Genomic DNA, 6,566 nt, shown 5'->3' on the forward strand with positions numbered 1-6,566 from the left:
TACCCCGCTGGATATTAACACTCCCGGGGGGGGGGGGGCTTCGGGGTATTTGCCCCGGGCCCCACGGGGGGGGGGGTGGGCTTGGGTTATGGTGCCCGGGGCGGCGCCGCGCACCCGGCGGGCCCGCACCCCGCTGGCCCGCTCCAGGTCGGGCGGCGCGTCGAGATCGAGCCGGGACAACAACTCCGCCGTGGTCACCTCCCTGGCGGGCAGATAGGCGCCGACGGCTTCGATTGTGGATCTCACCATGTGTGTTCACTTCCGGGCCGAGCACGATGCGCACTCCTCCGGCAGCGCATCCCGTCGATCCTAACGACAGATCTTTCACAATCGGGACCGCTCGAGTAGATTGACCCAGGATGTGGAGCACCGCCCGACGCCACGAGCTGGCGTTACTCGCCGCCGGTCAACCCTGGCTGCCCGGCCTGTTGTTGCTTGGGCGGCTCGCGCGCCCGATCCGCAAGGTTCCCGGACTCGGCTGGTTCGTCGCCGATCCGCGCGTGGCCCGCCAGATCTACAACGACAGCACGCATTTCAGCATCGTCTCCGAGGGCGCGGCCGGGCACTGGTGGGCCCAGGTGATCGGCGAGTGGGTCGATGAGCTGTTCGAAGGACCGGGGCACACCGCGCTGCGGGCCACGGTGCGCGACCTGTTCACCCTCGCCCACACCGATGCCCTGGTCGAGCGGGTGATCGGCCCCGACCTGCGTGACCTGAGCGACCGGCTCGCGCGGGGACAGACCGTGGACATCGCCGCCAGAGCGCGAATCCTCGTCGGCCGCAGCGTCTCCGATCTGGTCGGTCTGCGCCCCGAGGACATCGCGGCGGCCATCGGCGGCGACCCCACCGACGATATGGACGCGCTGTTCCTGCGGTTGTTCCACCACGTCGAAGAGCTGGTCAACCTCGGCTTCGGCACCATGGCCTCAACCACCCTCGACCCCGGCGCGCTGGCCCGCGCCCGTGAACTGGCAGGCAGGCTGTCCGTGGGCGTCCCCGACGCCTACGCGCGCGCCGACCCCGACACCACCCTCGGCCGCTGCCGCGAACTGGGTCTGGACGTGCGGCACGCGGGCGGGCTGGCCGTCCTGATGGCCGTGGCGGGCACCGACACCCTCGCCAGCGCCATGACCAGGATGGTCGCGATCATGCACGACACCGGCGAGCACCGTGCCCTGCTCGCCGCCCCCGACCGGCTGCAGGACGCGGTCCGCGAGACCCTGCGCGTCACCAGCCCCGCCTATCTCGTCGGCCGCTCGGTCACCGCGGACGTCCGCGTCGTGGACCGGGATCTGCGCAAGGGCGAGCACGTGAAGATCCTCACCTGGACGATCGACAACGCCGCCGGGGAGTTCAGCATCGCCCGCGATTACGACCCCGAGACCCGCCAGCTCTGGTTCGGCGGCGGCCGTCACCTCTGCCTCGGCGCGCAACTCGTCCACTCCGAACTCACCGCGCTGCTCGAAGCGCTCACCGCGGCCGGTCGGCCGTGGGAGATCGTCGAACGGCGCTACCGTCGCAAGGTCTTCATTCCCACCTACGAAGTGCTGCGCATCCGGCTCGCGCGCTGAGCCCGCCTCGGCGAGCGGCCGCCACCGTCGCGGGCTGTCAACCGTCGCGGGCCGCCAACCGTCGCGGGCTGCGACCGTCGACGCGCGGTGGGCGCGCCGTCGTCACAGCGGTCGCGTGGTGTCGGCCAGCAGCCAGGGGTCGACGGGATCGCCCGAGGTGATGAGTTCCTTGATCCGGTCGGTCACATCCCAGACGTTGACATTCATGCCCGCCAGCACCCGGTTGCCCGCGTCCAGCCAGAACGCCACGAACTCCCTGCGGGCGGCGTCGCCGCGCACCACCACCCTGGCGTCGGCGCCGGGCGGCACGTGACCGGTGTACTCCATACCGAGGTCGTACTGGTCGGTGAAGAAGTACGGCAGCCGGTCGTAGACGGCCTCGCGGCCGAGCATGGTCGCCGCCGCCACCTCCGGCTGGTTGAGCGCGTTCGCCCAGTGCTCCACGCGGACCCGCGTGCCGAGCCGGGGGTGTTGCTGTTCGGCGATGTCGCCGACGGCGACGATGTCGGGATCGCTGGTGCGCAGGGCCGCGTCGACCAGCACGCCGCCGCCTGTCGCCAGCCCCGCCTGCTTCGCCAGCTCGATGTCGGGTTCCGCGCCGACCGCGATGAGCACGGCGTCGGCGGGCGCCGTCATGCCGTCGGCCGTGCGCAGTCCGGTCGCGCGGCCGTGCTCGTCGGTGACGATCTCCGCCACCCGCGCACCCAGTCGCAGGTCGACGCCGTGCTCGCGGTGCAGTTCGGCGAAGACCGCGCCCATCTCGGGGCCGAGCGCGCCGAGCAGCGGCACCTCGGCGGTCTCCACCACGGTCACCTCGCACCCGCGGGTGCGCGCGGCCGCGGCCACCTCCATACCGATCCAGCCCGCCCCGATGATCGCCAACCCGGCCCGCTGCTCGAGCAACTCGGCCAGCACCCGCGCGTCGTCGACGGTGCGCAGGGTGTGCACATTGGGCGCGTCCGCGCCGGGCACGGGCAGCCAGCGCGAGGACGAGCCGGTGGCCAGGGCCAGCTTGTCGTAGGGCAGCGTCGAGTGGTCGGGCAACGTGACGGTCTTCGCGGACCGGTCGATGCCGGTGACGGCGGTGCCGAGCAGCACGTCCACATGGTGGTCGCGATACCACTGGGCCGCCTCGACGGTGAAGTCCGGCAGTCGCTTCTTGCCGAGCAGGAATTCCTTGGACAACGGGGGCCGCTCGTAGGGCAGGTGCTCTTCGGCGCCGACGAGGGTCAGCGAACCGTCGAAGTCGGCGGCGCGCAGCGCCCTGGCCAGTCCTGCCGCGGCGAGACCGCCGCCCACGATCACGAAACGCCGATCCGAGGTCATCGCGAACTCCTTCGCAGACTGGGGATTCGTCGACTGGGGATCCGTCACCGACGACCCTACTGTCACCAGGGCATTCGCGAGCCCGGTTCGCCGCCCATTCGCCCGAGCCCGCGGGCGATACCGGCGATCGGCTAGATCTTCCCGACTCGATGTGGGTGTCGATGCCGCCGGGGAACGAGACGGGAACCGAGAGCCGGGCACGGGGAACGAAACGGCGCGCGCCGTGGTTGGCAGAAAGGACGCGCGCGTGCCGGCCGCGTCGCCCGACCGACCGAGAGGAACGACACGTGACCGACACGGGCACGAAGAAAGACGTCGCCGATTTCTGGTTCGATCCGCTGTGCCCCTGGTGCTGGATCACCTCGCGCTGGATTCTGGAAGTCGAGAAGGTGCGCGACATCGAGGCGCGCTTCCACGTCATGAGCCTGGCCGTGCTCAACGAGGGCAGGGACCTGCCCGAGCAGTACGCCGAGCTGATGAAGTCGGCCTGGGGTCCGGTCCGGGTCGCCGTCGCCGCCGCCCAGCAGCACGGCGACAAGATCCTCGCCCCGCTCTACACCGCCATGGGCACCCGCATCCACGAGCGCAAGGACGAGTACGAGCGCGAGGACCGCGCCGAGTCGCTGCGCGCGGTGGTCGTCGACGCGCTCGCCGAACTCGGCCTGCCCGCCGACCTGATCGAGGCCGCCGACAGCGCCGACTACGACGAGGCGCTGCGCGCCAGTCACCACGCGGGCATGGACGCCGTCGGCCCCGATGTGGGCACCCCGACCATCCACGTCAACGGCGTGGCCTTCTTCGGTCCGGTGCTCTCGCGCATCCCGCGCGGCGAGGAGGCGGGCAAGGTGTGGGACGGCGTCGTGGCGCTGGCCTCCTACCCGCACTTCTACGAGCTCAAGCGCACCCGCACCGAGGGCCCGGTCTTCGACTGAGCGCGCACGGGTTCCCGGGCACCCGGGAACCCGGACTCAGCCGACCGGTTTCGGCGGCACGCTCGGCAGTGTGGCCGCGGGCGGCGCACCGTGGCCGGCGCCGGCCGGTCGCGGGGCGGGCCGCCAGAACAGCTTGCCGTGCCTGCTGCGGTCACGCAGTGCCGACATCCGCCAGGTCAGCACCGGATGGCTGGACAGCGCGTTGACCAGCCAGACGAAACCGCCCTTCTCGGTGGCGGCCCGGTCGGCCATCTCGTCGAAGGCCACCCTCGTGTTGAGGTACTTGCCGGCGGCCAGCGTGCCCATCGCCGCGACCGCGCCCGCCGGACGGTGGCAGTAGCCGTAGTTGTCGGCGGTGTACTCCTGCGAGCGGCTCAGCGACGAGCCGAGGATCGGCAGGAACGGCACGAGGAACATGCCGAGCTGCCGCCAGTAGGAGACGTGCCCGGCCGCGATGTGGCCCACCTCGTGGCCGATGATGAACGCCAGCGCGTCGGGTTCGCGCGCCTGACCGCCCACCTCGAACAGATCGCTGTAGACCACCACGAAACGCCGGAAGCCGTGCCCGGAGGCGAATGCGTTGATCTGGCCGTTGCCCAGCACCACATAGGCGTCGGGCACCGTCTTCATGCCGAAGCGCTGCGCCGCCTCCACCACCATGCGATGGCCCTCGGGGAACTGGGTCGGTGACATCTTCACCCCGTTCACCCGCTGCGAGGCGTAGTTGATGCCGCGCCCCGCCCACACCAGCGCAGGCGCGAAGACCAGCAACAGCAGATAGTCGCCGGGTGTGATGCCCTCCGCGATCGCGGCGACGAACAGGATCAGCGCGATCAGATAGGCCAGCACGGTGCACAGCACCACCAGCACCAGCAGCGGGATCTCCCAGCTGTGCCGGGCGGGCATGCCCCACGGCGCCAGCCCGCGCGGCCCGCCCCGCGGCGGCGGCACGGGCGATCCGGCCTGATACGGGGGAGCGCCCGGGTGCTGGTGCTGATGCTGATGGGACAGATGTGCCTGCGACACCGGCGGTGTCACGGGCGGCGCGCCCCACCCGGGCGGGGGCGCGTAGGGATCGAGTGGACCGCCTGACGGCTGCGGTGTCGGTTCGGGCGACTGCATGAACCGACCCTATGCGGGGCTGGTCCCCCTGGCAGCGGGCCCGTGGCGACCTGCGACAATCGCAGCCATGCGCGTATACCTTGGTGCCGACCATGCCGGTTTCGAACTGAAGAACCACGTCAAGGCTCATCTCGAGCAGGCGGGCCACGATGTCGTGGACTGCGGCGCGCTGGAATACGACGCCCAGGACGACTACCCGGCCTTCTGCATCGAGGCCGCTCGCCGCACCGTCGCCGATCCGGGCAGCCTCGGCCTGGTCTTCGGCGGTTCCGGCAACGGCGAGCAGATCGCCGCCAACAAGGTGCCCGGCGCCCGATGTGCCCTCGCCTGGAGCGTCGAGACCGCCAAGCTGGCCCGCGAGCACAACAATGCCCAGCTCATCGGCATCGGCGGCCGCATGCACTCCACCGAGGAGGCGTTGGCCATCGTCGACGCGTTCCTCGCCACCCCGTGGTCGCAGGAGCCGCGCCACCAGCGTCGCATCGACATCCTCGCCGAATACGAGAAGACCGGCGAGGCCCCCGAGGTGCCCGCCTACTGAGCCCGCCGGCTCGGTTCGTCCGACTCGCTCTCGTCAGACCCGGGGGATCACCATGCCCGAAGGGCACACCCTGCACCGGCTCGCCCGGCGGCACCGTGAGCTGTTCGCCGGCGGGCCGGTGCGGGTGTCCAGCCCGCAGGGCCGCTTCGCCGAGGGCGCCGCGCTGGTCGACGGGCGTCGGCTCGACGACGCAACGGCGCACGGCAAGCACCTGCTGCACCACTACGACAACGGCCTGACCGTGCACGTCCACCTCGGCCTGTACGGGGCGTTCCACGACGCCCCGGCCCCGATGGGGCCGCCGGTCGGGGCGGTGCGGATGCGGCTGATCGGCGCCGGGCACGGCACCGATCTGCGCGGCCCGGCCGCCTGCGAGGTGCTGCTCGCGCCGCAGGTCGACGCCCTGCTGGCTCGGCTCGGGCCCGATCCGCTGCGCGCGGACGCCGATCCCGAGCAGGCCTGGCGGCGGATCAGCCGCTCCCGCAGGCCGATCGGGGCGCTGCTGATGGACCAGAAGGTCGTCGCGGGCGTCGGCAACGTCTATCGCGCGGAAGTGCTGTTCCGCCACGGCATCTCGCCCTACCGTCCCGGTGTCGAGCTGGCGGCCGAGGAGTGGAAGGCGATCTGGGCCGACCTGGTCGACCTCATGCCGGTGGGGGTGGCCACCGGGCGCATGCACGTGGTGCGGCCCGAACACGACCACGGCGAGCCGTCCTACGCGCCGGACCGGCCGCGCACCTACGTCTACCGCAGACCGGGCGAGCCCTGCCGGGTGTGCGGCACAGCGGTTGCCCACGCGGTGCTGGAGGGCCGGAACCTGTTCTGGTGCCCCGGCTGTCAGCCGCGCTGACCCGCCGCTCCCGACGCCCGGTCGCCCCCCCGGCGATATAAGCCACCCCCCATAGCCCCCCCCCCCCCGCCCACCACCCCGCCCCCCCCGCCCCCCACCCCCCCCGCCCCCCCCACCGGGGGCGCCCCCGCCCACCAATTGCGCCGCTCCCCCCCCCCGGGGGCAATTTTGGTCACGGCGGCTTACCCGGCCCCCCCCGCCCGCGACCCCCTCACCGTGTGGAC

Annotated in this window: 6 protein-coding genes and 1 pseudogene; 4 read left to right on the forward strand and 3 right to left on the reverse strand. The window is 72.0% G+C overall.

All coding sequences use genetic code 11. From position 1 onward, the window contains the following. Positions 1–249 (reverse strand): annotated as a pseudogene (locus QH283_RS10150) (hypothetical protein); the annotation flags it as partial. Positions 250–359: 110 nt separating this feature from the next. Here QH283_RS10150 and QH283_RS10155 point away from each other — a divergent pair. Then, positions 360–1,571 carry a cytochrome P450 gene (locus QH283_RS10155; protein WP_280502765.1) on the forward strand — a complete coding sequence of 404 codons (1,212 nt, stop codon included), beginning with the start codon at positions 360–362 and terminating at the stop codon, positions 1,569–1,571. A 102-nt stretch (positions 1,572–1,673) separates the two neighbouring features. Here the strand turns inward: QH283_RS10155 and QH283_RS10160 are convergent, their stop codons facing one another. After that, on the reverse strand, positions 1,674–2,897 hold the full coding sequence (locus QH283_RS10160) for an NAD(P)/FAD-dependent oxidoreductase (RefSeq protein ID WP_280502766.1): 1,224 nt from the start codon (positions 2,895–2,897) through the stop codon (positions 1,674–1,676). 287 nt (positions 2,898–3,184) lie between these two features. Here QH283_RS10160 and QH283_RS10165 point away from each other — a divergent pair, with 287 nt between their 5' ends. Next, positions 3,185–3,829, forward strand: coding sequence for a DsbA family protein (locus QH283_RS10165; protein WP_280502767.1), 645 nt, complete (start codon positions 3,185–3,187; stop codon positions 3,827–3,829). Between the two features lie 36 nt (positions 3,830–3,865). Here QH283_RS10165 and QH283_RS10170 read toward each other — a convergent pair whose 3' ends face one another. Next, on the reverse strand, positions 3,866–4,735 hold the full coding sequence (locus tag QH283_RS10170) for a M48 family metallopeptidase (protein WP_280502770.1): 870 nt from the start codon (positions 4,733–4,735) through the stop codon (positions 3,866–3,868). Positions 4,736–5,018: 283 nt separating this feature from the next. Here QH283_RS10170 and QH283_RS10175 point away from each other — a divergent pair, with 283 nt between their 5' ends. Both QH283_RS10175 and QH283_RS10180 read left to right on the forward strand, forming a co-directional pair. Then, positions 5,019–5,492, forward strand: coding sequence for a ribose-5-phosphate isomerase (locus QH283_RS10175; RefSeq protein WP_280502768.1), 474 nt, complete (start codon positions 5,019–5,021; stop codon positions 5,490–5,492). Between the two features lie 52 nt (positions 5,493–5,544). Continuing rightward, complete coding sequence (locus QH283_RS10180; protein WP_280502769.1) at positions 5,545–6,342, forward strand: Fpg/Nei family DNA glycosylase; 798 nt, start codon at positions 5,545–5,547, stop codon at positions 6,340–6,342. Positions 6,343–6,566 lie beyond the last annotated feature (224 nt).

The sequence above is a fragment of the Nocardia farcinica genome (assembly GCF_029867845.1).
In the GTDB taxonomy this organism is placed as follows: Bacteria; Actinomycetota; Actinomycetes; order Mycobacteriales; family Mycobacteriaceae; genus Nocardia; species Nocardia farcinica_A.